The organism is Bradyrhizobium sp. ERR14 (assembly GCF_014198235.1).
In the GTDB taxonomy this organism is placed as follows: domain Bacteria; phylum Pseudomonadota; class Alphaproteobacteria; order Rhizobiales; family Xanthobacteraceae; genus Bradyrhizobium.
Genome location: NZ_JACIHD010000001.1, coordinates 40,136 through 64,520, shown reverse-complemented (window position 1 = coordinate 64,520; position 24,385 = coordinate 40,136). Strand labels below are relative to the sequence as shown.

The window sequence follows — 24,385 nt, the reverse complement described above, 5'->3', positions numbered from 1 at the left end:
ACCAGGGCCCGCTCAGTCGGAGATCATGCGACGAAGTTGCCGCCGAGCTCGTCTTCGATGTGAATGCGGATGATGTCGTCGAAGGTCTTCTCGGCAGTGGTGAAGCCGAGCTCGAGCGACCGCTTCGCATTGAAATTGCGCGGCCAGCCGCCGACGATGCCGACGATGAAGGGATCGGGCTCGCGCTTGATGCGCGCGGCGACCTTCTCGCCCGCAACCCGCTTCAGGGCAGCGATCTGCTCGCCGACCGTCGCCGACAGGCCCGGCATGGTCAAATTGCGGCGCGGGCCCACCGCGGCGAGATCCATGGTGCCGGCGTGCAGCAGGAATCCGACCGCCGAGCGCGGCGTGGCGTGCCAGTGGCGGACATCCTCGGAAACCGGGAGCACCGCTTCCTTGCCGGCCAGCGGCTCGCGCAGGATGTTGGAGAAGAAGCCCGATGCCGCCTTGTTGGGCAGGCCGGGCCGGATGCAGATGGTCGGCAGCCGGATGCCGATGCCGTCGAGGAAGCCGCGGCGCGAATAGTCGGCCAGCAGCAATTCGCCGATCGCCTTCTGGGCGCCGTAGCTGAGCAGCGGGGTGTGGAAGAACTCGTCGCCGATCGCATCCGGGAACGGCGCGCCGAACACCGCGATCGAGGACGTGAACACCACGCGCGGCTTGTAGCCGCCACCGACCAACCGAATGGCATCGAGCAGCATTCGCGTGCCATCGAGATTGATGCGGTAACCCTTGTCGAAATCGAGCTCGGCCTCGCCCGAGACGATCGCGGCGAGATGGAAGATCACGTCCGGGCGGCCGGCGATCAGCTTTTCGGCAGCGCCCGGCACGGCGAAATCGCCCGACACCGTCTCGACGGGGAAACCAGCCTTCTCGGGCTTCTTCGGCTCGACCACGTCATGCATGGTGAGCTTGGTGATGTCGCTCTTGCCGAGCCGGCCGTCACGCAACAGCCGTTCACACAATTTGCGGCCGACCATGCCGGCGGCGCCCAGAACCAGAACGTGCAAGAGCTTAACTCCTTGGTTATTGGCCGGAGCGCGCAGCCTCCGGCGCGCTCCCGTGGCAGACTCCGCGATTATTCCTTCACGGCGCCGGTCATCGCGGACACATAATGCTCCACGAAGAAGGCGTAAAGGATGACGAGCGGCAGCGAGCCGGCCAAGGCTCCGGCCATCAGCGAACCCCAGCGGTAGATGTCACCGTCCACGAACTCGTTGACGATCGCGACCGGCACCGTCTTGTTGCTGGTCGACTGCAGGAAGGTCAACGCGTAGATGAACTCGTTCCAGCATAGCGTGAAGCAGAAGATGAAGGCCGAGATCAGGCCGGGGATTGCGAGCGGCAGAACGATCTTGACCAGGATCTGCCAGCGGCTCGCCCCGTCGATCAACGCGCATTCCTCGAGCTCGAACGGGATGGTCTTGAAATAGCCCATCAGCAGCCAGGTCGAGAACGGGATCAGGATGGTCGGATAGGTCAGGATCAACGCCAGCGGCGAGTCGAACAGCCCGTACTGGAACACGACGGTGGCGAGCGGGATGAACAGGATCGACGGCGGCACCAGATAAGCAAGGAAGATCAGCCCGCCGACGAGATTGGCGCCCTTGTAGCGCAAGCGCACGATGGCGTAGGCAGCCAGCACCGACGCGATGATCGAAAGCACCGTCGCGCAGACGGCCACGTACATCGTGTTCCAGAGCCAGTACGGGTAGTAGCTCTCGAACAGCAGCTTGTGGAAATGCTTGAAGGTCGGATTCCAGGTCCAGAACGGGTTGTACCTGTCGAGATCGAGCAATTGCTCGTCCGGCTTCACCGAGGTCAGCGCCATCCAGTAGAACGGGAACAGCAGAACGATGACGATGATCGCGAGCGGCAGGTACAGCGTCACCATCCGGCGCGGCACCGACTGCAGATAGCTCATGCCCTCGCTGTGATCGTCCTTCGCCACCGTCGGAGAGGATCCCGATAGCACGGCCTTGAGATCAACGGACCTGGTGGGCAGATCAGTCATTGTTCTCTCCCTGCTGCCATTTCCTGCGCTGGAGGCCGAACCACGACACCATGATTGCGGCGAGCAGGAACGGGATCATGGCGCTCGAGATCGCGGCACCCTCGCCCAGCTGCCCGGCGATGATCGCGCGCTGGTAGGACAGCGTCGCCATCAGATGGGTGGCGTTGACCGGTCCGCCGCGCGTCATCGCCCAGATCAGCTGGAAGTCGGTGAAGGTGAACAGCACCGAGAAGGTCATCACGACGGCGATGATCGGCGTCAGCAGCGGATAGGTGATGAAGCGGAAATTCTGCCAGCGCGTGGCGCCGTCGAGCGTTGCGGCTTCATAGAGCGAGGGCGACACCGTCTGCAGGCCGGCCAGCAGCGTGATCGCGACGAACGGCACGCCGCGCCAGATATTGGCGAATATCACGCAAATGCGTGCCCAGGTCGTGTCGCCGAGGAAGTTGATGTTCTGGTCGATCAGGCCGAGATGCCTCAGCGACCAGGAGATGATGGAGAATTGCGAATCGAAGATCCACCAGAACGCCAGCGCCGAGAGCACCGTCGGCACGATGAAGGGGATCAGGACCATCGCGCGCAGCATCGCCTTGAACGGCATGTTCTCGTTCAGCAGCAACGCGAGATAAAGCCCGATCGCGAATTTGAGGGCGCTGGCGACGAAGGTGTAGAGCAGCGTGTTGAACACCGACAGCCAGAAGATGGAATCGTCCCACAGCCACTCATAGTTCTCGGTGGCGACGAAATGCCCGACCCTGCCGATGCGGGTGTCGGTGAAGGACAACCAGATGCCTAGGCCCAGCGGATAAGCCAGGAAAAAGATCAGGAAGGCCATGGCCGGCACCATGAACCAGAAGCCGAGCCAGTTGCGATTGTGTTTGAGCTGGGTCCAGGCGCTGTCCTCGCTCATCTGAGGCTTGGCCCGGGGAATTGCGACATCAGCCATGCCCGATATCCCTGATCGAAATGTTGACGAGCGGGCGGCCGAATGGCCGCCCGCCCCGTGACGCTCAGCGGTAGATGCGCTTCAGCTGGCGCTCGGCTTCCGCCATCGCGCCCTTCGCATCCTTGGTGCCGGTGCAGTAGTTGGCGAACATGTCGACGACGATGAAGTCGGCGATGGCCGTCGCCGCCTTTTCGCCGACCGAACCGATACCGGCCGCCGGCAAAGTGCGCTTGGAGGCCTGCGAGAACACGGCATTCTTGGGATCCGCCGTCCAGATCGGCGCCGACTCATAAGCGTTCAAGGTCTGCGTCAGATAGCCCTGCGCGCCGTCCAGCCACTTCTCGTAGTTCTCCTTCTCCAGCATGAAGGCGACGAAGGCCTTCGCCGCGTTCGGATATTTGGTGAAGTTGAAGGCGAGGATCGGCAGCGCAAGCTGCAGCTCGGTCGGCTTGCCGACCGGTCCGACCGGCCAGAGCGCGTGATAGGTGTCCTCGGCGAGCTCCTTCTTGCTCGCATCGGTCTTGGCGGCGACGTAGATCGAGATGCCGTTCGCCGTGCAATAGAGCTCGCCGGCGAGGAACGCCTTGTTGTTGGAGGAATCGTTCCAGGACGCGGTGCCCGGGATGAAGGCATCGTACAGCGACTTGCAATATTCAAGCGCCTTTGCCGTCTCCGGCGAATTGATGATGATCTTGTCGTTCTGGTCGACCGTGTAGGCGCCGTGGCCCCACAGCACCCAGTGCAGCCACGAATTGCCGTCGCCCGAGGCGTGCCCGAGAGCGAAGCCGGCCGGCGTGTTGTTCGCCTTCAGCGCCTTGCACATCTCGAGGAAGCTGGGGAAGTCCTTCGGGAATTCCTTGAACCCCGCCTTGTCGAGCGCCGACTTGCGGTACGTCATGTAACCGCCGTTGGTGGCGACGGGAATACCGAGCCAGTCGTTGCCCTGCTTGCAGGTCTTGGCGGCCGCATCGGTCCAGCCGCCGTATTTCTTGCCGAGATAATCGGCGACGTCGTTCATCTTCAGCACTTTGGTGGGGAACAGCTGCGGCAGCGTGTGCAGGCCCCAGGCGAGATCGAGCCCGGAGCCGGTATTGGCCGCAACCGAAGCCTTCGGCTGCACGTCCTCGAAGGATTCGCTGAACACGTTCATCTCGGTGCCGGTGGCAGCCTTGAACGCCGCGACCATCGCGTTGAACGCATCGTCCTCAGCCGGCACGAAGCGCTTCCACCGCATCACGGTCAGCTTGGCGCCAGGCTCCGCCTTCCAGGGCGCGCTCTGCGCCCAGGCCTTGGCGAAATCGAACAGTGCCGGCCCGGTCAGCATGCCGGTCGCAGCCAGTGCCGTTCCGCCTTGAAGCAGAGTCCGGCGGGTAAAGTCTTGCATGTCGTCCTCCCTGTGATGCTTTTTATTGTCTTGACTTAAACTTACGCTACGCGTTCAGGCGCTTTCCCGTCGCCTCGTCGAACAGATGCACCAGTGACGGGTCCGGCTTCAGCCGGACCTTGTCGCCCGGGTTGAACTGGTGGCGTTCGCGGAAGACCGCGACGACCTGCTCGCCGCCGATCTTGGCAAACACCTGCGTCTCCGAGCCGGTCGGCTCGACCACGATGATCTCGGCTTCGGCGCCGTCGTCGGCAATGGTGAAATGTTCGGGCCGCACGCCGTAGACTGCGGGACGGCCGTCGGACGCCGCGGGCGCGGTCTTGAGCGGCAGCTTGACGCCGTTCGGTCCCTCGAAGGTCGCAACGCCGTTGACGCGCACATGCCCCTTCAGGAAGTTCATCGCGGGCGAGCCGATGAAGCCGGCGACGAACTGGTTGTCGGGCTTGTCATAGAGCTCGAGCGGCGTGCCCATCTGCTCGACGATGCCGTCATGCATGACGACGATCTTGTCGGCCATGGTCATGGCTTCGATCTGGTCGTGGGTGACGTAGACGGTCGTCGTCTTCAGCCGCTGGTGCAGCTCCTTGATCTCGGTGCGCATGGCGACGCGCAGCTTGGCGTCGAGGTTGGACAAGGGCTCGTCGAACAGGAAGACCTGCGGGTCGCGCACGATGGCGCGGCCCATCGCGACGCGCTGGCGCTGGCCGCCGGAGAGCTGGCGCGGATAGCGATCGAGCAGCGGCGACAGCGCGAGGATCTCGGCGGCGCGCTTGACGCGCTTGTTGATCTCGTCGGCACCCGCATTCCGCAGCTTCAGCGAGAAGCCCATGTTGTCGGCGACCGTCATGTGCGGATAGAGCGCGTAGTTCTGGAATACCATCGCAATGTCCCGCTCCTTGGGCTGGACATTGTTGACGACGCGGTCGCCGATCGAGATCGTGCCGGAGGTGATGTTCTCGAGACCGGCGAGCATGCGCAGAAGCGTCGACTTGCCGCAGCCGGAGGGGCCGACCAGAACGACGAACTGGCCGTCCTCAATCGGTACAGTCACGCCGTGCAGAACTTCAAAATTGCCGAACGATTTCCGCACGTCGCGGATTTGCACAGACGACATCTAGCTCCCTCCTCGAAAGTCCACAGCGCCTCTAGCGCCGCGACCGTCTTGTTTTTTCAGACTTCACCGAACTCGGCCCGATCTTAGCGGGCAACATTGTCGGCAGTTTGTGCGGTTTTGGCAATTTGTCTTTGGTTAGTCGTTGCTGGTAGCGCTGTCAACGTTCCTTTGTTTGCGGGACTGACTGTGTTAAGAGCAGCAAATGGGTCGAAAACGCACCAAGTCAGGCAAGATCCGGCTGGCGGAAGTCGCCGAGCTTGCCGGCGTCAGCCCGATTACGGCGTCCCGCTTCTTCCGTAATCCGGAGGCCCTCTCGGTTGCCAAGCGGACACGGGTCGAGAGCGCCGCCAAGGAGCTCGGCTATGTGCCGAACCTTGCGGCCCGCGCGCTGGCCTCGCAACGCACCGAGGTGATCGGTGTCTTGATCCCCTCCCTCACCAACAACGTGTTCTCGGACGTGCTGCGCGGCATCTACGACGCGTCCGAAGGCAGCCGTTACTCGATCCAGCTGTCCAACACGCGCTACAGCATCCTCCAGGAAGAGAAGCTGCTGCGACTGTTTCTGGCGCAGAAGCCGGCCGGGCTGATCGTCACCGGCATCGACCAGACCACGGAATCGCGCGCCATGCTGGAGGCCGCCGATTGCCCGATCGTGCAGATCATGGAGATCGGCCCCGACCCGGTCGACATGATGATTGGCTTTTCGCACTATGATGCAGCCCGCGCAGCGGTTGCGCACCTGTTCGAGCAGGGCCGCCGCAAGATCGGCTTCGTCGGTGCGCGCATGGACCCGCGGGTGCAGCGGCGGCTGGACGGATATGTCTCGGCGATGAAGGATGCCGCACTGTTCGAGCAGCGCCTCGTCGTCACCACGGCGACACCGACCTCGGTGACGCTGGGCGGCGCGCTGTTCACCGATCTCCTGGCGCGCGAGCCGAATCTCGATGCGGTGTTCTGCGCCAATGACGACCTTGCGCTCGGCGTGCTGTTCGAATGCCGGCGCCGGGAGATCGCTGTCCCCGAGCAGATCGCGATCGTCGGCTTCAACGACCTCGAATTCATGGCCTCCGCCGTCCCCACCCTTACCAGCGTGCGCACCAACCGCTACGAGATGGGCAAAACGGCCGCCACCATGCTGATCGAGGCGATCGACGGACGGCGCCCGGAGCAGCCAGTGCTCGATCTCGGCTTTCGGGTGATCGAGCGGCAAAGCTCGTCGCCGCGCCATTCAGACAGCCGGCCGACTGTCTCAGGCGTGGGCACGGCGAACAAAATGGTAGCGTTACCAAGTAGCCATGACTAGTATCGCATTTGTGAGGAAACGACCCGCCAGCGGGCCAGCGATCGGTCATTCGCGCCGTTGGGCATCGCACAAGCCGACACCCTAGGACGGACGCCAGTGCGTTTGCATTGCAGGAGAAACCAATGACAAAAAAACCGACCAATGGGCATGCGCCCGCCGGCAACGGCTCCCGACGCCACCTTCGTTCCCAGGAATGGTTCAACAACCCGCATAATCCGGGCATGACGGCGCTCTACATGGAGCGCTACCTCAATTACGGCCTCACCCGTGCCGAGCTTCAGTCCGGCAAGCCGATCATCGGCATCGCCCAGACCGGCAACGACCTCTCTCCCTGCAACCGCCACCATATCGAGCTTGCCCATCGCGTCCGCGAGGGCATCCGCGAGGCCGGCGGCATCGCGATGGAATTCCCGACCCATCCGATCCAGGAGACCGGCAAGCGCCCGACCGCCGCGCTCGACCGCAACCTCGCCTATCTCGGCCTGGTCGAGATCCTCTACGGCTATCCGCTCGACGGCGTCGTGCTCACCACCGGCTGCGACAAGACTACGCCGGCCTGCATGATGGCGGCTGCGACCGTCAACCTGCCCGCGATCGTGCTGTCGGGCGGCCCGATGCTCAACGGCTGGCATGCCGGCGAGCGCACCGGTTCGGGCACCATCGTCTGGAAGTCGCGCGAGCGGCTCGCCGCGGGCGAGATCGACTATGAAGAGTTCATGGAGATCGTGGCCTCGTCGGCACCCTCGGTCGGCCATTGCAACACCATGGGCACCGCCTCGACCATGAACGGTCTTGCCGAAGCGCTCGGCTTCTCGCTGCCGGGCTGCGCGGCGATCCCCGCGCCCTACCGCGAGCGCGGCCAGATCGCCTACGAGACCGGTAAGCGCGCCGTCGAGATGGTCTGGGAAGACCTCAAGCCCTCGGACATCCTGACCCGCAAGGCGTTCGAGAACTGCATCGTGATCAATTCGGCGATCGGCGGCTCGACCAACGCGCCGATCCACATCAACGCGCTGGCCCGCCACATCGGCGTCGAGCTCACCATCGAGGACTGGCAGAAGGTCGGCCACGACGTGCCGCTGCTGGTCAACATGCAGCCCGCCGGCTTCTATCTCGGCGAGGAATTCCACCGCGCCGGCGGCGTGCCTGCCGTGGTGCGCGAATTGATGAAGCACAAGCGCATCCATGAGGACGCCGTCACCGTCAACGGCCGCGGCATCGGCGAGAACTGCAAGGACGCGCCGGTCCCCGACAACGACGTGATCTGGGCCTACGACAAGCCGCTGGTGAAGGACGCCGGCTTCCTGGTGCTGAAGGGCAATCTGTTCGATTCCGCGATCATGAAGACCTCAGTGATCTCCAAGGAATTCCGCGATCGCTATCTCAGCAATCCGAAAGACCCCAACGCATTCGAGGGCCGCGCCATCGTGTTCGAGGGTCCGGAGGACTATCACGAGCGGATCGACGACGCCTCGCTCGACATCGACGAGCACTGCGTGCTGTTCATCCGCGGCACCGGGCCGATCGGCTATCCTGGTGGTGCCGAGGTCGTGAACATGCAGCCCCCGGCAGCGCTGATCAAACGCGGTATCCTGTCCCTGCCCTGCATCGGCGACGGCCGCCAGTCCGGCACCTCGGGCTCGCCCTCGATCCTGAACGCCTCGCCGGAAGCTGCCGCCAATGGCGGGCTTGCGGTCCTCAAGACCGGCGACAAGGTCCGCGTCGACCTCAACAAGGGCAGCGCCAACATCCTGATCTCGGACGAGGAGCTGAAGAAGCGTCACGCCGAGCTCAAGGCCAATGGCGGCTTCAAGCATCCGCAGAACCAGACGCCGTGGCAGGAGATCTATCGCAACACCGTCGGCCAGCAATCGACCGGCGCATGCATGGAGCTCGCCACGCGCTACCAGAACGTCGCCGGCACCTTTGGTGTGGCGCGGGATAATCACTGAACTGGGCACCCATAGCCCGGATGGAGCGTAGCGAAATCCGGGTTCACCATCCGCGAGCGCAGGATCCCGGATTACGCTGGCGCTCCATCCGGGCTACGGCGTCACGGCAATGAGGAAATCGAGGAGAACAAGAAAATGGCAGACCGCCTCAAGGGCAAACGCGCCGTCGTCACGGCTGCAGCCGCCGGCATCGGGCGCGCATGCGCCCTCGCATTCGCGCGTGAAGGCGCAACCGTCATCGCCACCGACATCAATGAAGCCGGCATCGCCGGCCTGACCAAGGAAGGCATCGCCGAGGTCGCAAAGCTCGACGTCCGCAACACCGCCGACGTCAACGCCTTCGCCAAGCGTATCGGCAACATCGACATCCTGCTCAACGCGGCCGGCTTCGTGCACCACGGCACCATCCTGGAATGCTCGGAAGAGGATTTCGATTTCTCGTTCGACCTCAACGTCAAGTCGATGCACCGGACCATCAGGGCCTTCCTGCCCGACATGATCGCGGGCGGCGGCGGCAGCATCGTCAACATCTCCTCCTGCGCGGCCTTGAGGCCGCCGGCGAACCGCTACGTCTACAGCTCCTCGAAGGCGGCGGTGTCGCTGCTATCGCGTGCGGTCGCGCTCGATTTCATCACCAAGGGCATCCGCTGCAACTCGATCTGCCCCGGCACCGTCGAGACGCCCTCGATGCTCGACCGCGCCGCCGCGCAGGGACCGCAAGGCAAGGAGATGTTCATCTCCCGCCAGAAGATGGGCCGGCTCGGCACCGCCGAGGAGATCGCATCCATGGCGGTCTATCTCGGCAGCGACGAGAGCGCCTTCACCACCGGCGTCGACCTCGTCGTCGACGGCGGCTACATGCTCTGATCCCAGAGGCACCCGGCATGAACAAGATCGACCTCAACGGCCGCGTCGCCATCGTCACCGGCGGCGCGCAGGGCTTTGGCCGCGCCATCACCGAGCGCCTCACCGCCTCCGGCGCCAAGGTCGCGATCTGGGATTTTGATTCCGTGCTGGCCGAGAAGACGGCGAAAGAGATCGGCGGCGAGACCAAGGTCTTCAAGGTCGATGTCACCGACACCGCGGCCGTCGAGCAGGCGCGCGATGCGACGCTCGCCGCGTTCGGCAAGATCGACATCCTCGTCAACAATGCCGGCATCGCCGGCGTCAACAAGCCGGTCTGGGAAACCGACCTCGATGAATGGCGCAAGGTGCTGCGCATCAACCTCGACGGTCCCTTCATCGTCTGCAAGGCCATCGTGCCTGCGATGCTCAAGCAGAAATACGGGCGCATCGTGAACATCGCCTCGATCGCCGGCAAGGAAGGCAACCCGAACGCCTCGCACTATTCGGCGTCCAAGGCCGGCCTGATCGCGCTGACAAAGTCGCTTGGCAAGGAGCTCGCCGCGCATGACATCCTCGTCAATGCTGTGACGCCGGCCGCGGCCAAGACCGCGATCTTCGACCAGATGACGCAGCAGCATATCGACTTCATGCTGTCGAAAATTCCAAAGGGACGCTTCGTGCTGGTCGAAGAGCTCGCCGCGATGGTGGCCTGGCTCGCGTCCGAGGACTGCGCCTTCTCGACCGGCGCGGTGTTCGACATCTCGGGCGGACGCGCAACCTATTGAGGGCAGCATGATCCGGGAAGGCGGATGCCTGTGCGGCGCGGTCCGGTTCAAGGCGGAGGGCGAGCCGCTCAACGTTCGCGTCTGCCATTGCCGCAACTGTCAGAAGGCGATGGGCTCGCCCTTCTTCGCCCGCGCGCAGTTCGACCAGGGCGCGCTGAGCGTCGAAGGCGAGACCGAGCGTTATGCATCGTCCGAGGCGATCGACCGCGTGTTCTGCAAACGCTGCGGCACCCGCCTGTTCGCCTGGCGGCGCAACGGCACGCTGGCGGGCGTGTCCCTCTCCGTTTTCGACGATCGCAATGCCTTCACGCCGACCGAGCACATCTGGGTCTCGGAAAAGCCCGCCTGGCTCAAGCTCGACGACGGCCTGGTGCAATATCCGGGAACGATCCCGGCGTGATGTCAGGCTTGGCCTGACGCAGACGCGCTTGCCGCCGGCGCCCGCCGGCCCGTTGTCGTCGCGATCCAGATCCCGCCAAACACCGCGACGATGCCGGCCGCCAGATTCCAGCGCAACGGCTCGTTCAGCAGCCAAGCGCCGACCAGCGACGCCGTGATCGGGTTGACCGTCACCGAGATCGCGACACGCGTCGGCGTCGTCCGCTCCAGCGCGAAAGCCCAGAGATAGAAGGTCAGCGCCGCGCCGAATGCACCGAGATAGAGAGCCGCCAGCCATTGCGGTGCACCGAAGCCCGCGACCGGCGCAAAGCTACCGCGGATCCAGGAGAGCAGGATGAGGCAGGCAGCGCCCGCCGCCATGCTCATGGTGGTGAAGGCGATCGGGCTGGAGCGCCGGATCAGTGGCTTCGACCAGATACCATACAGTGCCATGCACAGTGCGGCCGCCATCATCAGGAGGTCACCGCGCCAGGCGCCCGGCGGTGCCGAGGTCAGGTCGGAGAGAAGCGCTACAGCAACACCCAATGTCGCAATCACCACGCCGATCGATTTGCGCCAGGTCAGCGCTTCGGCACCGAGCGCGGCGCCGATCACGAGGGACAACAGCGGCAGCGTGGATAAGGCGAGCGCCCCGCGCGCGGCAGTCGTGAAGATCAACGATGCATTGAACAGGATCGGAAACAAAGCGAAGAACAGCATGCCGAGCCCGATTGCGGCGGCCCAGTCCGCTCGCAGTGGCCAGCGATCTGCGCGCAGCAGCGTCAGTGGCAGCAGCAGGAGAAAGCCGATGCCGAAGCGGAACGAACCGATCGCCAGCGGATCGAGGTTGCTCACGAGATAGCGCGTGGCGCCGATCGAGGTGCCGCCAAGACCGCTCGACAGCACGGCCGCCAGAACGCCGGAGATTTCGCCCACGCTTCCTCCCGTCGATACTTCGGAAGGCAGCATACGAGGCACGCCGAAACAGGGAATGGAATTTCCGTAATGCTGGGATAAGTTTTCGTCATGAGCGCACCCGATCTCGATCCCGAGCTGCTGAAGGCGTTTCTCGCGGTCGACGAGCATCGTTCGTTCACGCGCGCGGCCGATGTGCTCAATCGCACGCAATCGGCGGTGAGCGTCCAGATCAGGCGGCTGGAGGAGCGGCTTGGCACCAAGCTGTTTCAGCGCACCAGGGCTGGCGTCGTGCCGAGCGCGACGGGCGAAGAGTTGCGCGCTTATGCGCGGCGCATTCTCGCACTCAACGCGGAGGCCGTCGGGGCGCTCCGCGCACGCAAGGCCGACGCCGTCGTCCGTCTCGGCGTGATGGACGATTACGGCACCATCGTCATTCCGCCGCTGCTGGCGAGCTTTGCCAGGCACCATCCTCTGGTCCGGGTCGAGATCGAGACGGGACTGACCGCGACGATGCCGGCGCGGCTCGGCGATGCCTACGACCTCGTCATCGCCATGCATCCGCAAGGATGCGGCGATGGCGAGTTATTGAGGCGCGAACAGGCGGTCTGGGCAGCCGCCCCATCCTATCGGACCGCGGCGCAGTGTCCCCTTCCCATGGCGCTCTACCCGCCGGGCTGTCTGTTTCGCCAGTGGGCTGCGGAAGCGCTCGACGCCGCGGACCTGCCCTGGCGTCTCGCCTATGTCAGCCGGACGCTCGCTGCGGTCGAGACGATCGCGGCTCAAGGTCTCGCAGTGACGGTGGTAAAGGCCGGGACCTTGCCGCCGAGCCTTCGTGCGCTGTCCGATCGTGACGGCATGCCGCCGTTGCCGGCGGCGGAGATCCGCCTCCACCGCGCGAACGACCTGTCGACCGCAGGCGCCCACCTGGCGGATCATTTGCAACGGGCAATTTCGGAATTGGGCGCCATATAACGCTAGATCGTGAAGGATTGTGGCCCTATACGGCCTGCTTTGCGAAGCGCGCAGGCAAACCAGGACGGACGAGCCGTGAACATTTCCTTTTATGACCTTTCCGTCTGGGTGCTGCCGCTGGTGCTCGCCATCACCTTCCACGAGGCCGCGCACGCCTTCGTCGCCGACCGGCTTGGCGACAACACAGCCGCACAGCTCGGCCGCGTCAGCTTCAACCCGATCAGGCATATTGACCCGTTCGGCACCCTGATCCTACCGGCGATGCTGCTGTTCGCGCACTCGCCGTTCCTGTTCGGCTACGCCAAGCCGGTGCCGGTCAACTTCCGCAAGCTGAACAACCCCAAGCTGGACATGGTCTGGGTGGCGCTGGCCGGGCCTGTCACCAACATCCTGCTGGCGCTTGCAGTGGCCCTCGCCTTCCACGCCCTGCCCCTTGTCCCCGCAAGCTCGGCGAAATGGGTCGCCGACAACCTCAAGAATGCGCTCATCATCAACGCCATCCTCGCGGTCTTCAACATGATGCCGATCCCGCCGCTCGATGGCGGGCGCGTCGCGGTCGGGCTGTTGCCGCGCCCGCTCGCCATGCCGCTGGCCCGGCTCGAGCCGTTCGGGATGCTGATCCTGATCGGCCTGTTGATCCTGCTGCCCCTTGCAGGTTCCCAGTTCGGTCTAAATCTTGATGTTATTTCAGTAATACTGCGAACGTTGACCGGTTATGTGATTCAGGCTGTTCTGTTCCTGACCGGCAATGCGTAGTTGAACAACCGCACCCGAACTTTAAGCCGAAGGGCCAGAGGCCGACTTGGTCAAAGCTGCCGATATGCTGATCGCGCGACGCGCGGACACCCGCGCCCGCGCCGATTTTGCCACCTGGAAGATGATGGCCAAGCTCAATGGGGCGTCCGCGCTCCCACCGGAGGCCCAGGAGTTTCTGGCGAGCTACCAGAACCTGCTGGCGCAGATGAGCGAGGGCGAGGCCACCGAGGCGACCATCGGTGCGATCTACAAGGCCTATTATGCCGAGATGGGCGGCGCGGGAACGGCACCCGACGTCCGCCCTCGCCCGCCTGAAGCAGCGGCGGACAATGTTACCGCTTTCCGCCGCCCGGCGCCGAAGCCAAAGACGACCAGCTTTTTCGGAGCTGGCGCGGCAGCTGGAACCCAGAAACGGCCGCTCCCGGTGGCGCTGATCTTCGCCTGCCTCGTCGTCGTCTATGTCGGGATCCGGCTCTACTGGCGCTGAGCCGTCTTCTTCTTTTTCGCGTCGGCCGGCGTGAAGATGATATCGACGGTCCGCTCGAACCGATCCTCGGTCAGCCCGGCAGGCGGCTGCGGGATCGGATCGGACTTGCGGACAATCGAGACCGCGGCCGCGTCGTAGGCTGAATCCCCGGATGACTCCACGACATCCACCGACAGCACGTTGCCCTTCCGGTTGATCGCGAAGCTCACCTTGACCTTCTGGTTATTGGGCTGCTTGCCTTCCGGATTGATCTTGTGCAGCGACAAATGCGCGCTGATCTTGCGGTTCCAGTCGGCGGTCAGCCTCAGGATGTCCTTGCCGATGCCGATGACAGGCGCCAGCGCCTTCTCGGCCTCGCGCGCGTCCTCCTCGAGCGTCTGCCGTGCCGTCGCAACCGATTTCGGCGAGGCCTCGGCGGCCGGCGTTTCGACCGCCTGAATCTTCGGATCGTCTTCCGTCGGCTTCTTCGCGTTGTTCTCGGTCACGACGCGATCGGGATCCTCGACCTGCTGCGACTGGTCCTTTGGAAGCTCCGTCTCCTTGGTCTCGGCCTTTTGCTCGGGAAGCGCCTGCTGCTCCTGCATCGCTTCGCTGTCGGGCCCGGGCGGCAGATCGGTTTCGGGCGCCTTGGGCGATGCCATCTCCACGGCGAATTCCGCACCGTTCGCACCTAGGCCGTCGCCGTCCTCGTCAGCACGCAAATGAGCCAGCGCGAGCGCAGCACCGCCCAGATGGAGCACGAGCGCGGCCACCGCCGCCAGGATCCAGAGCTTCCGGGATGGTCTGTGTTCGTCCGACATAGCGGGCCTCTAAGGCTGAGCGGCGCCTGCCGCAGGCGCTCCCGGTGCGCCTTCCAGCGCCACCAGTTTCACCCGCGTATAGCCGCCTGAGCGCAGGAGCTCCATGACGCCCATCAACTCCCCGTACGGCACCGAACGATCGGCGCGCAGGAAGACGTACTTGTCCTTGCTCATGTCGGACAGTCCGTCGAGCGTCCCGATCAGCTCGGCCCGGTGAACGGGGTTCTCCCCGAGGGCAAGCGTCAGATCGGGCTTGATGCTGAGATAGGTCGGCTTGTCCGGCTTCTTCTGCGGCGTCGCGCTCGACGTCGGCAGGTCGATCGGCAGGTCGACCGTGGAGAGCGGAGCTGCGACCATGAAGATGATCAGCAGCACCAGGATGACGTCGATGAACGGCGTGACGTTGATGTCATGCGTTTCCGAGAAATCGTCGTCGTCGCCGTCGTTGTCTGCGAGCGAAACGCCCATGGCTCACTCCGCTGCGCGCGAATGCACGCTGCCGTGGCTGCGGTCGAGATCGCGCGAGAGCAGCCGCGCCGCTGCACCCGAGGCGCGGCTGACGAGCTCGAGATAGCCCTTCGTCACGCGCGAGAAGTGATTGTAGATGATGACGGCGGGAATGGCGGCGACGAGGCCGATCGCGGTGGCGAGCAGCGCTTCGGCGATGCCGGGCGCGACGACGGCGAGGTTCGTGGTCTGCGACTTCGAGATGCCGATGAAGCTGTTCATGATACCCCAGACCGTGCCGAACAGGCCGACGAAGGGCGAGGTCGAGCCGATGGTCGCGAGCACGCCCATGCCGATCCGGATGCGCCGCGCCTCGGCGCGCACGATCTCGGAGAAGCTGGAGGCTGCGCGCTCCTTGATGCCGGCGTCGCTGGACAGGCCGGCCGACATCCGCGCCTCGCGCAGGGCCGCCGTCAGGAACGACGGCAGGATACCTTCCTTGGCTCCGAGCGCCATCTGCGCTTCGGCGAGGGAGCGCGTCTCCGCAACCTTCTTCAGCGCCGAACGAAGCTTGGAGGATGCGACCGACAGCTCGATCGACTTGGCGATGAAGACGGTCCAGGTCATCAGCGATGCGAAGGCGAGCCCGATCATCACCGCCTTCACGATGACGTCCGCCGACATGAACATCACCCAGGGCGACAATTCCTTCATCGCCGGCGCGATGCCAGCCGCGGCATCGGACCTGGCATCGGACTTGGCATCAGGCTTGGCGGTGGTCGAAACGGCGGCCGCGGAGGGCGTCGTCGGAGCAACCGGGGTGGCTGCCGTCGAAGCCGAAGGCGCCGGGGCCGCTGGCGTGGTGGCCGCGGGCGCCGCCGGAGCCGGAACGACCGGGGCCGGCTGAGCCGTCGACTGCGTCGGTGCCGAGGGGGGTTGTGTCTGGGCGGAAACGGGGGATGCGAGCCAGGCGGCCGCCAGCATCAAGGCTGCGGCAAGGCTTGCTTGGAAGGTCATGGTCTTCATACTTCGGCCCAGTAGCGAATGAGATTGTGATAGATACCCGTCAATTTGACCGTTTCGGGATCGTCACGCCCGAGCCGGTCCACCAGCGCCTGAATCGCGGTGTCGAGGTCGAAGATCATGCTCCGGGCTTGATCGTCCCGTATCATGCTCTGAAGCCAGAAGAAAGACGCAACCCGTGTTCCCCTGGTCACCGGCGTGACGAGGTGGAGGCTGGTCGAGGGATAGAGCACGCAGTCGCCGGCTGGCAACTTGACTTCGTGCGAGCCGTAAGTGTCCTCGATCACAAGTTCGCCACCGTCGTACTCTTCCGGCTCGGCGAGGAACAGCGTCACCGAGAGGTCCGTGCGGATGCGAAGGCCGGTCAGACGGTCGCCGCGGATCGCATTGTCGATATGCAGGCCGAAATGGTGGCCGCTATCCGCCGCATAGCGGTTGAACAGCGGCGGGAAGATCTGGAGCGGTATAGCCGCCGCGATGAAGCGCGGGTTCGATGTCAGCGCCGAGATGATGCGGTTGCCGAGTTTTCGCGCGACTTCGCTATCGGGCGGCAATTGCTCGTTGCGCTTGACCATCGCCGACTGCGCGCCGGCGGTGGACCGGCCATCCTCCCATTCGCTGGCGTCCATGATGCGGCGGAAATCCGCCACATCATCCTTGCTGAGAACGCCTGGCAGGCACGTCAACATGATCAGAACTTCGCTGTCGTCACGACGTAAAACGCGCGCCCGGGCGCGACCGCCACGAACGGTACGTTGCTGCGATAGAACGAGTCGTAATAGAGCTTGTTGGTCAGGTTCTGAGCGTAGAACTTCATGGTCCAGTTCTTGTCGATCTTCTTCTCGACGAAGGCATCGAAGCGCCAATAGCTCGGCAGCTCGTTGGTGTTGGCCGCAAACGTGCCGCCGTAAACCTTCGAGCGGTACACCGCCTGCCCGCCGAGCTCCCAGCCGTCATCGAACTTGTACTTGGTCAGCATGCTGAACGACTGGTGGGCAACGTTGGCGAGCTGCAGGCCGAGATTGGAGGCAACCCCGCTCTGGGTGACCTTGGACTGCATCAGCACCAGGCCACCGAAGATGCTCCAACGATCGGTGATCTTGCCCTCGGCTTCGATGTCGATGCCCTGGATCCTGTAGGCAGCGCCCGAGGTCAGCAGGCCGTTGACGGTCTCGCGCGCGTTGTCCTTGGTGGTCTGGAACAGCGCGCCGGTCACCAGCAGGTGGCGGTCGGCGAGTTCCCATTTGGTGCCGAGCTCGACCGCCTTGTTGCGCTCGGGCCCGAGCAAGAGGGTCGAGTTGGGCGGAACGCCGCCGTAATCGGTGCCGGTCGCGTCAAGCTCCGAGCCGAACGGATTGGCCGAGGTCGCATAGGCTGCATAGATGCTGCCGATCGACATCGGCTTGTAGACCAGGCCGACGTTGTAGTTCACGAGATCCGCGTTCTGCTTCACGAAGCTCGAATTGTTCGACGCGCTCTGGCTGTAGCCGTCGTAGCGCACGCCGCCATTGACGATGATCGTGTCCTGCCAGTTCGCGGTGTCCATGACATAGACGCTGCTGGTGTTGACGCCGTAGCGCGTCGGGTTTCCGAGGAGTGACGGAATGCCGAAGGGAATGTTGGTGTATTGCGGGGAGTAGAGATTGACCCCTGTCACGGCACCGTTGCTCGTGAAGGGCGAGCCGGACAGCTCCGACGCGAGGCCGGCGTAGCGGTCGATCGAGATGTTCTCGTTCGAATATTCGACGCCGAACACGGCGGTGTGCTTGACCCCGCCGGTGTCGAGCTTGAACGTGGCCTCGTTCTGGTTGGCCCAGACGTCCACGGTCTGGTAGCGGCTCTGCGCGCTCGCCGTCGTGGTCCAGAGCAGCGGATTGGGGCTGGTCGTATTCGGATTCTGCGGCAGCGTGCCGATATAGTTGAGCACCGAGTGCTCGCCGCGCACCTTGCTGGTCAGCGTGATGGCCTCGTTGACCTTGTACTCGATCGTGCCGGTACCGAAATCCTGCCGCGCCGTCTGGAAGTCGCGATTAAGGAAGCCGTACCAATTGCCGCGCGGAATGCCGGCCGAGGTCACCGGCACATTGCCCTGCTTGTAATAGGGCACGCCGAAATCCGGTAGGCCGCTGAGGTCGGTGTGGACGTAGTTCGTGGTGATCTTGATGTCGTTGGTCGGGGTGTACTTGGTCGAGATGAAGGTGCCCCAGCGATTGTCGGTCACATAATCGCGGCCGGCGACATTGGCATCCTGGAACAGGCCGCCGGTGCGCACCGAGAAGGTCGGGTCGATGACCTGGTTGACGTCGAGCGTGACGCGCTTGGTCTGATCGGTGCCGAACTCGGAGTCCATGCGCTTGAAGTTGACGTCGCCAGCCTGCTTGGTGACGATGTTGATGGCACCGCCGGCAGTGCCACGGCCGGCGTAGGAGGATGCCGGCCCGCGCAGGATCTCGATCTGCTCGGTGAAGAAGTTTTCGCGGATGGAAACCGCGGGATCACGGATGCCGTCGATGAACACGTCGTTGCGCGCATCGAAGCCGCGGATGAAGAAACGGTCGCCGAACGCGTTGCCGCCCTCGCCCGAGCCGAGCGTCACGCCCGCGGTCGAGCGCCCGATCTCCTTCAACGTCGTCGCGTTCTTGTCTTCGAGCACTTCCTTGCTGAGCACCGTGATCGACTTGGGCGTGTTCAGCATCTTCTCGGGAAACTTGCCGCTGGCCTGGACGTGGTCGACCTTGTAGGGCGCGGCCGGATCGGCATAGGGATTGCCGTCGGGAGCGCCTGACGGCGTGGTCGGCGCCGTCTGCTGTGCCGCCTGCTCGCGCTGCGCGGCGCGACGAATCGCATTGCGGGCGCGGACCTGCTCCGGCGAAGGCTTCGACGAGGTTGGACGCGGACGTTCGACGGGAGCATCGACCGTTACCGGCGGCAGGTTGGACTGCTGCGCCTGCGCGCCACTCGACACCGACGCCACCGCGATCAAGCTCGCAACTGCCGAGACCTTCTTGCCGGAAACACCTGCGAACTTTTCATCCACCAGACCGAATGCTGCGACCGAACGCAACGACCTCGGTGCGACCACCTGCCCCATTACCAAACGCCCCATCTTCCTGTTCGCTCACTCACTTTGACGAACGATGAGTTGTTGGTATCGGCCGCAAAATAGCGGGTCAATGCGAGCGCCTCGCAAGAACCCTTGAATCGGTCCAGTTCAAAACAATTCTAAACTACAGTTTGAAATCGTTCTAAACTGATATTGGACTCGTTCTAAAAGACCGCGCGCCGAATGCCGGGCAATCGATGGCTCGCTCACAGCATCAATCGCTGCTCGGCGGCTTCATCAGCGAAAACAATTCGTCGACGGTTTTCAGCGCAACAGCGCGCACGCGATCGGTTGAGTCCATGCCGGCGATGTTGACGCCGTTCACGACCGCTTTGATCTCGTCCCGGAAGTCGGTGAGGAAGCGCAAGGGATCACGCTGCTCATTGGCGACACGCGCGATCAATCCCGTGATCAGAATCTGACACGCGATCAGCTTGCCGTTCAGCTCGTCCATCCTGCGCTCCCGTTGTGGCGGCGCCGATATGGACGATGCTGAAATTCCTGACAACCGAAACGGCTTCCGCCCGACTTAGAACCATTCTTGTTACCGATACCGACCGGCGGCTCGACCCGGCGCCATTCGGCCCGAGCACACCGTCCGGGAGTGCTGCTTGAGGTGTGTTCGCCGATCGCGCCTGCCGGGAAAATGCAGCACTGCACACCGCCGCGCCAGACCACTGCCCAGACGGTGCAAAGCTTTCCAATTGTTTAGGATTCTCAACTGATAGTGCTGTTTACACTGGAACTTGGCGTGTATTATACAAACGCTCTGGAACCCTACGATTGCCCCATAATTCGTAGCTGAGGGCACAAGAGCCGACACGAGACGATATGAAAAAGTCCCGGCCGATCCTCTGGATTCTGATCATCGCGGCCGTGGCCTCCGCGGGTTACTATGGTTGGCAGAAATTCGACGCCTCCCAGGCTGGAAAAACCCAGACCGCCCAGAAGGGTCCACCCCGCCCGACCGCCGTCCCCGTCAGCGTTGCCCCGGTTCAGAAGGTCGATTTCCCGGTCTATCTGACCGGTCTCGGCACGGTTCAGGGGTTCAACACCGTGCAAGTCCGCACCCGCGTGGATGGCCAGATCGACAAGCTCGCCTTCCGCGAAGGCCAGATCGTCCAGCAGGGCGAGCTTCTGGTCTCGATCGATCCCCGTCCCTATCAAGCCACGCTCGACCAGGCCAAGGCCAAGAAGGCGCAGGACGAGGCTAGTCTGGCCAACGCCAATCTCGAGCTTCAGCGCGCCACGAAGCTCGGCGAATTCGCGACCGCCCAGCGGGTCGACACCCAGCGCACGACCGTCGCCCAGCTCACCGCCCAGATCGCCGCCGATGACGCCGCGATCGCCAACGCCCAGACCCAGCTCGACTACACCCAGGTCAAGGCGCCGATCACCGGCGTCGCCGGCCTGCGCCAGGTCGACATCGGCAACATCGTCAACGCCTCGACGCAGACGGGCATCGTCACGATCTCGCAGGTCGAGCCGATCTCGGTGATCTTCACCGCGCCGGAAGACCAGCTGCCCTATATCACCGAAGGCCAGAAGAGCGGCGCGCTCAAGGTGATCGCCTTCACCACCGACGGCAAGAAGACGCTGGCCGAGGGCAAGCTTGCGGTCATCAACAATCAGGTCGACACCAGCAGCGGAACGATCCGGCTCAAGGCGGTGTTCGACAACAAGGACCACACGCTGTGGCCGGGCCAGTCGGTCTCGACGCGGCTTCTGGTGCGGACGCTGAAGGATGCGACCGTGGTTCCGGATGACGCGGTTCAGCATTCGACCAACGGTCTCTACGCTTATACCGTCAATCAGGACAACAAGGCCGAGGTGCACAAGGTCAAGGTCACCTACGCTATCGATGGACATTCGGTCATCGAAGAAGGGCTGAGCCCCGGTCAGCAGGTGATCACCGGCGGCCAGTTCAAGGTGCAGCCCGGCAGCCTCGTCTCGACGGCGGTGGCGAGTTCGAACCCGGCCCAGAACGCCCAGAACAAGGTACGACAGGAATGACCGAGGGCGGGATTTCGGCACCTTTCATCCGTTATCCCATCGGCACCTCGCTGCTGATGGCCGGCATCCTCTTCGTCGGTCTCGTCGCCTATCCCCTGCTCCCGGTCGCACCGCTGCCGCAGGTCGACTTCCCGACCATCCAGATCACCGCCAATTTGCCGGGCGGCAGTCCCGAGACGATGGCTTCGTCGGTGGCGCAGCCGTTGGAGCGGCAGTTCGCCCAGATTCCCGGCATCGCGCAGATGACCTCGACGAGCTATCTGGGCACCGCGTCGATCACCATCCAGTTCGATCTCAACCGCAGCATCGACGGCGCTGCCAATGACGTGCAGGGTGCCATCAACGCCGCCAGCGGCCAGTTGCCGAAGAATCTTCCCTCGCCGCCAACCTACCGCAAGGTCAACCCGGCCGATGCGCCGATCCTGCTGCTGTCGGCGACATCGGAGACGTTGCCTCTGACCAGCGTCAGCGACGCGGTCGACGCCCAGCTCGCCCAGCAGATCAGCCAGCTCTCCGGCGTCGCCCAGGTCTTCATCGGCGGCCAGCAGAAACCCTCCATCCGCGTCCAGGTCGATCCCGCGAAGCTGGTCGCCAAGGGCCTGTCGATGGAGGACGTACGCAGCCAGATCGCGATCACCACGGTCGACAGTCCGAAGGGCAATATCGACGGCGAGAAGCGCGCCTACACGATCTACGCCAACGACCAGCTCACGCACGCGAAGGACTGGAACGACGTCATCATCGCCTATCGCAACGGCGCTCCGTTGCGAATCCGCGACATCGGCCAGGCGGTCAGCGCCGCTGAAGACGCCAAGCAGGCGGCCTGGGCCAACGGCAAGCGCGGCGTGTTCCTGGTGATCTTCAAGCAGCCGGGCGCCAACGTCATCGAGACCGTCGATCGGATCAAGGCGACCCTGCCCCGCCTCGTGGCGGCGATCCCGCCCGCCATCAAGATCGAGCTCATCAGCGACCGTACCACGACCATCCGCGCCGCGGTCGAGGACGTCCAGTTCACGTTGCTGCTGACCATCGCGCTCGTGGTCATGGTCATCTTCATCTTCCTGCGCAGCTTCTGGGCCACCGTCATTCCCGCCATCACGGTTCCACTGGCGCTGCTCGGCGCCTGCGCGCTGATGTGGGTCGTCGGCTATTCACTCGACAATCTGTCGCTGATGGCGCTCACCATCGCGGTCGGATTCGTCGTCGACGATGCCATCGTGATGCTCGAGAACATCACGCGATACATCGAGGAAGGCGAATCGCCGATGGCGGCCGCCTTCCGCGGCTCGAAGGAAATCGGCTTCACCATCGTGTCGATCAGCATCTCGCTGGTCGCGGTGCTGATTCCGCTGCTCTTGATGGGCGGCATCATCGGACGCCTGTTCCGCGAATTCGCCGTCGTGCTGGCGATGACCATCTTCGTCTCGATGTTCGTGTCGTTGACCCTGACGCCGATGATGGCTTCGCGCTTCCTGCGCGCCCATGGCGAGGTGCGCCACGGCCGCTTCTATCAATGGAGCGAGCGCGCCTTCGATGCGATGTTGCGCGGCTACGAATACGTTCTCGATCACGCCCTGGCCTGGCGGCGCACCACGCTGGCGATCTTCTTCGCCACGCTCGGACTGTCGATCTATTTGTTCGTCCTGATCCCGAAGGGTTTCTTCCCGCAGCAGGATGTCGGCCTGATCACCGCCACCTCGGAAGCCTCGCAGGACATTTCGTTCAAGGAGATGACCCGGCGTCAGGAACAGCTCGGCAAGATCATCCTCGCCGATCCCGACGTCGCCAGCGTCGCCATGTCGATCGGCGGCAGCGGCCGCGCCGGCAACAACGGCAACATATTCATCACGCTGAAGGCTCGCGACAAGCGCGATGCCTCGGCTCAGCAGATCATCGCGCGACTGCGTCCGCAGTTCGACAAGGTCGAGGGCGCCCGCGTCTACATGCAGGCGGCCCAGGACGTCCGGCTCGGCGGCCGGCCGACGCGCACCCAATTCGAGTTCACCTTGCAGGACGCCGACCTCGCCGAGCTCAACGAGTGGGCGCCCAAAATCCTCGCCAAGATGCAGACGCTGCCGGAGCTGCGCGACGTCGCGACCGACCAGCAGACCCAGGGCACCACGGTCCAGCTCAAGATCAACCGCGACACCGCCGCGCGCTACGGCATCCAGCCGCAGCTGATCGACGACACGCTGTATGATGCCTTCGGACAACGACAGGTCACGCAGTATTTCACCCAGCTCAACACCTACAAGGTGATCCTGGAGATCCTGCCGGAGATGCAGGGCAATCTCGACAGCCTGAACAAGCTCTATCTGAAGTCGCCGCTGACCGGCGACCAGGTGCCGCTGTCGACCTTCGCGACCTGGACCACTGATCCGGTCCGTCCGCTTTCGATCAGCCACCAGGGCCAATTCCCGGCGATCACCATCAGCTTCAACCTCGGCCAGGGCGTCGCGCTCGGCCAGGCGACGGAAGCCGTGCAGAAGGCGATGGCCGAGCTCGGCGCGCCGCCGACGCTGAACTCGAGCTTCCAGGGCACGGCGCAGGCGTTCCAGCAATCGCTCGGCACCGTGCCGCTGCTGATCCTTGCGGCGCTGGTCGTGGTCTACCTGATCCTCGGCATCCTCTACGAGAGCTATATCCATCCGATCACGATTCTGTCGACGCTGCCCTCGGCCGGCGTCGGCGCGCTCGCGATCCTGATGGCGGCCGGGTTCGACTTCAGCCTCATTGCCTTGATCGGAATCATTCTCCTGATCGGCATCGTGAAGAAGAACGGCATCATGATGGTCGACTTCGCCATCGCCGCCGAGCGCGACGAGCACAAGACGCCGGCGGAATCGATCCGCCAGGCCGCCCTGCTCCGCTTCCGCCCGATCATGATGACGACGATGGCCGCGCTGCTCGGCGGCGTGCCGCTGATGCTCGGTCACGGCACCGGCGCCGAGATCCGCCAGCCGCTCGGCTACGCCATGGTCGGCGGCCTGATCGTCAGCCAGGCGCTGACGCTGTTCACCACGCCGGTGGTCTATCTCTATCTCGACGAGCTCAACAACTGGTTCTCGGGCTGGGGCCGTTCGGGTGACGGCGAAGGCGGCGAGGCGGTGGAGCACGGCACCGTTAAGGAAGCTGCCGAGTAGC

22 protein-coding genes are annotated in these 24,385 nt (G+C 63.9%); 10 read left to right on the top strand and 12 right to left on the bottom strand.

Annotated elements, in window-relative coordinates:
* Positions 1-23 precede the first annotated feature (23 nt).
* The 5 genes from denD to GGD62_RS00285 all read right to left on the bottom strand — a co-directional run bounded on the left by denD (position 24) and on the right by GGD62_RS00285 (position 5,458).
* The gene (gene denD / locus GGD62_RS00305; RefSeq protein WP_018319836.1) at positions 24-1,010 is read right to left on the bottom strand and encodes a D-erythronate dehydrogenase; all 987 of its coding nucleotides are present in this window, start codon (positions 1,008-1,010) and stop codon (positions 24-26) included.
* A gap of 68 nt (positions 1,011-1,078) precedes the next feature.
* Complete coding sequence (locus tag GGD62_RS00300) at positions 1,079-2,014, bottom strand: carbohydrate ABC transporter permease (protein WP_018319835.1); 936 nt, start codon at positions 2,012-2,014, stop codon at positions 1,079-1,081.
* Positions 2,007-2,924, bottom strand: a complete 918-nt coding sequence (locus GGD62_RS00295; protein ID WP_018319834.1) for an ABC transporter permease subunit — start codon at positions 2,922-2,924, stop codon at positions 2,007-2,009. The genes GGD62_RS00300 and GGD62_RS00295 overlap by 8 nt, the downstream gene beginning before the upstream one ends.
* A 100-nt stretch (positions 2,925-3,024) precedes the next feature.
* Entirely contained in the window at positions 3,025-4,344 is a 1,320-nt protein-coding gene (locus GGD62_RS00290) for an ABC transporter substrate-binding protein (protein WP_018319833.1), read from the bottom strand.
* Between the two features lie 46 nt (positions 4,345-4,390).
* Positions 4,391-5,458 (bottom strand): ABC transporter ATP-binding protein, encoded by a 1,068-nt coding sequence (locus GGD62_RS00285; protein ID WP_091954325.1) that lies wholly within the window; start codon positions 5,456-5,458, stop codon positions 4,391-4,393.
* 202 nt (positions 5,459-5,660) lie between these two features.
* Here GGD62_RS00285 and GGD62_RS00280 point away from each other — a divergent pair, with 202 nt between their 5' ends.
* From GGD62_RS00280 to GGD62_RS00260, 5 genes are all read left to right on the top strand, one after another.
* A complete protein-coding gene (locus tag GGD62_RS00280; RefSeq protein ID WP_092252602.1) occupies positions 5,661-6,761 on the top strand; it encodes a LacI family DNA-binding transcriptional regulator in 1,101 nt (366 codons plus the stop codon).
* Between the two features lie 122 nt (positions 6,762-6,883).
* Positions 6,884-8,713: an IlvD/Edd family dehydratase gene (locus GGD62_RS00275; protein ID WP_018319830.1), complete on the top strand. Its 1,830-nt coding sequence runs from the start codon at positions 6,884-6,886 to the stop codon at positions 8,711-8,713.
* Positions 8,714-8,848: 135 nt separating this feature from the next.
* Positions 8,849-9,580: an SDR family oxidoreductase gene (locus GGD62_RS00270; RefSeq protein ID WP_183237262.1), complete on the top strand. Its 732-nt coding sequence runs from the start codon at positions 8,849-8,851 to the stop codon at positions 9,578-9,580.
* A gap of 17 nt (positions 9,581-9,597) precedes the next feature.
* Positions 9,598-10,344: an SDR family NAD(P)-dependent oxidoreductase gene (locus GGD62_RS00265; RefSeq protein ID WP_179730836.1), complete on the top strand. Its 747-nt coding sequence runs from the start codon at positions 9,598-9,600 to the stop codon at positions 10,342-10,344.
* A 7-nt stretch (positions 10,345-10,351) separates the two neighbouring features.
* Complete coding sequence (locus GGD62_RS00260) at positions 10,352-10,744, top strand: GFA family protein (protein ID WP_183706777.1); 393 nt, start codon at positions 10,352-10,354, stop codon at positions 10,742-10,744.
* Positions 10,745-10,746: 2 nt separating this feature from the next.
* Here the strand turns inward: GGD62_RS00260 and GGD62_RS00255 are convergent, their stop codons facing one another.
* Complete coding sequence (locus GGD62_RS00255) at positions 10,747-11,658, bottom strand: DMT family transporter (protein ID WP_183706776.1); 912 nt, start codon at positions 11,656-11,658, stop codon at positions 10,747-10,749.
* A gap of 90 nt (positions 11,659-11,748) precedes the next feature.
* On the opposite strand from GGD62_RS00255, the gene GGD62_RS00250 reads away from it, so the two are divergent.
* The 3 genes from GGD62_RS00250 to GGD62_RS00240 all read left to right on the top strand — a co-directional run bounded on the left by GGD62_RS00250 (position 11,749) and on the right by GGD62_RS00240 (position 13,855).
* Positions 11,749-12,612, top strand: coding sequence for a LysR family transcriptional regulator (locus tag GGD62_RS00250; RefSeq protein WP_183706775.1), 864 nt, complete (start codon positions 11,749-11,751; stop codon positions 12,610-12,612).
* Between the two features lie 75 nt (positions 12,613-12,687).
* A complete protein-coding gene (locus GGD62_RS00245; RefSeq protein ID WP_026202259.1) occupies positions 12,688-13,368 on the top strand; it encodes a site-2 protease family protein in 681 nt (226 codons plus the stop codon).
* A gap of 64 nt (positions 13,369-13,432) precedes the next feature.
* On the top strand, positions 13,433-13,855 hold the full coding sequence (locus GGD62_RS00240) for a hypothetical protein (protein WP_092253054.1): 423 nt from the start codon (positions 13,433-13,435) through the stop codon (positions 13,853-13,855).
* Here the strand turns inward: GGD62_RS00240 and GGD62_RS00235 are convergent.
* The 6 genes from GGD62_RS00235 to GGD62_RS00210 form a co-directional block, all read right to left on the bottom strand.
* Positions 13,843-14,655: an energy transducer TonB gene (locus tag GGD62_RS00235; RefSeq protein WP_018319822.1), complete on the bottom strand. Its 813-nt coding sequence runs from the start codon at positions 14,653-14,655 to the stop codon at positions 13,843-13,845. The genes GGD62_RS00240 and GGD62_RS00235 overlap by 13 nt on opposite strands.
* Before the next feature lie 9 nt (positions 14,656-14,664).
* The gene (gene exbD / locus GGD62_RS00230; protein ID WP_018319821.1) at positions 14,665-15,123 is read right to left on the bottom strand and encodes a TonB system transport protein ExbD; all 459 of its coding nucleotides are present in this window, start codon (positions 15,121-15,123) and stop codon (positions 14,665-14,667) included.
* A 3-nt stretch (positions 15,124-15,126) separates the two neighbouring features.
* Positions 15,127-16,128, bottom strand: a complete 1,002-nt coding sequence (gene exbB, locus GGD62_RS00225; RefSeq protein ID WP_183706774.1) for a tonB-system energizer ExbB — start codon at positions 16,126-16,128, stop codon at positions 15,127-15,129.
* Positions 16,125-16,814, bottom strand: coding sequence for a Fe2+-dependent dioxygenase (locus tag GGD62_RS00220; protein ID WP_183706773.1), 690 nt, complete (start codon positions 16,812-16,814; stop codon positions 16,125-16,127). The genes exbB and GGD62_RS00220 overlap by 4 nt, the downstream gene beginning before the upstream one ends.
* Positions 16,815-16,816: 2 nt before the next feature.
* Positions 16,817-19,216, bottom strand: a complete 2,400-nt coding sequence (locus GGD62_RS00215; protein ID WP_183707544.1) for a TonB-dependent siderophore receptor — start codon at positions 19,214-19,216, stop codon at positions 16,817-16,819.
* A gap of 226 nt (positions 19,217-19,442) precedes the next feature.
* Positions 19,443-19,682, bottom strand: coding sequence for a hypothetical protein (locus tag GGD62_RS00210; RefSeq protein WP_018319817.1), 240 nt, complete (start codon positions 19,680-19,682; stop codon positions 19,443-19,445).
* A gap of 377 nt (positions 19,683-20,059) precedes the next feature.
* On the opposite strand from GGD62_RS00210, the gene GGD62_RS00205 reads away from it, so the two are divergent.
* Positions 20,060-21,241: an efflux RND transporter periplasmic adaptor subunit gene (locus GGD62_RS00205; protein WP_183706772.1), complete on the top strand. Its 1,182-nt coding sequence runs from the start codon at positions 20,060-20,062 to the stop codon at positions 21,239-21,241.
* Complete coding sequence (locus tag GGD62_RS00200) at positions 21,238-24,384, top strand: multidrug efflux RND transporter permease subunit (protein WP_092252580.1); 3,147 nt, start codon at positions 21,238-21,240, stop codon at positions 24,382-24,384. The genes GGD62_RS00205 and GGD62_RS00200 overlap by 4 nt, the downstream gene beginning before the upstream one ends.
* Position 24,385 lies beyond the last annotated feature (1 nt).